This is a genomic window from Paratractidigestivibacter sp., assembly GCF_052362415.1.
GTDB lineage: Bacteria > Actinomycetota > Coriobacteriia > Coriobacteriales > Atopobiaceae > Paratractidigestivibacter.
Genome location: NZ_DAWEMK010000094.1, coordinates 3,490 through 4,609, shown reverse-complemented (window position 1 = coordinate 4,609; position 1,120 = coordinate 3,490). Strand labels below are relative to the sequence as shown.

The 1,120-nt window shown below is 66.9% G+C and carries 2 pseudogenes; one reads left to right on the top strand and one right to left on the bottom strand.

The annotated features are described in order from the left end of the window. Positions 1-615, bottom strand: a pseudogene (locus ACT84W_RS08575) (elongator complex protein 3); the annotation flags it as partial. 32 nt (positions 616-647) lie between these two features. Here ACT84W_RS08575 and ACT84W_RS08570 point away from each other — a divergent pair. Then, positions 648-1,120, top strand: a pseudogene (locus ACT84W_RS08570) (class I SAM-dependent methyltransferase); the annotation flags it as partial.

The following is a 1,120-nucleotide window of genomic DNA, read 5'->3' as shown; positions in this document are numbered from 1 at the left end:
CTCGGCACCCCCACGGCCGCCGGAGCGCCTGAGCATGGGGTTTGCCGCCTCGTCGGCCACGGCGTCGTCGTTGAGGGCGCGGAAAAGCTCGCTCATGAACCAGACCTGATAGTCCTCAGGGTAGTCGGTCCAGGTGCCGCCGAGCACGATGAGCTCGATCTTGTCGGTGGCGTGCCCCATCTGCGAGAGCGCCGTCAGCCGTGAGCTCACCTGCAGATAAGGGTCGAAGCGATTCTGCTCGGCGCGGGCGCACGCCGGCTCGTCGTGCAGGTAGCTCTTGGGCATCCTGAGGTCGCTCGGGCAGAACACGCAGTCGCCCGAGCACGGCCAGGGCTTGGTGATCACGGTGATGGTCGCCACGCCCGAGGCGGTGCGGCGGGGCTTTATGCGGATGGCGCGCAGAAGCTCGCGCTCGAGGTCGGGTGTGATCTGCCACGAGGCCCAGCGCTCTGGGTCTTCCTGCTTTGTCCGCAGGTAAAAGGGCAGAAGCTGCCGCTTGGCCGGAGGCTGCGCGGCACCGCGCGACGCCGCGTGCACGAGCTTCGTCACCACGGCGTCGTCAACCTGGCGCCCTTCGCGCAGGAGCGCGGCTATCTGCAATAGAATCTCTTCCATACGACCATTCTAGCCGCCGCGGGGGATCTGCTGTGGAGCGTGCGTTCGCACAGAGGCTCATCGAGCTCAACAACCGGTTTTATCGCCTGAACGCCCCATCGTTCTCGCGCACCCGACAGGCGCCGTGGCCTGGGTGGGAGCGCGCGCTCGAGGTCGCGGGGGAGCACCTTGGCCATGGCCAGGGCGACCCCGACCGCCCCTTTCGCGTGTTCGACCTCGCCTGCGGAAATCTCCGCTTCGAGGCGTTCCTTGCCGAAGAGATCGATCGCCCGCTTGAGCTCTACGGCGTGGACTCCTGCGACGAGCTGGCCTTCGACGAGTCGGGGCATGCCGACGCGGTCACGGGCTTTATGTATAGGAAGCTCGACGTGCTCGAGGCCCTTATGGGCAAAAGTCGCTGCGGCGCGGCCCTTCTTGCCGATGTGCCGGCAGCAGACCTCTCGGTCTGCTTCGGCTTCATGCACCACGTCCCCGGCGTCGAGCTCCGCGAGGACGTCCTGCGGAT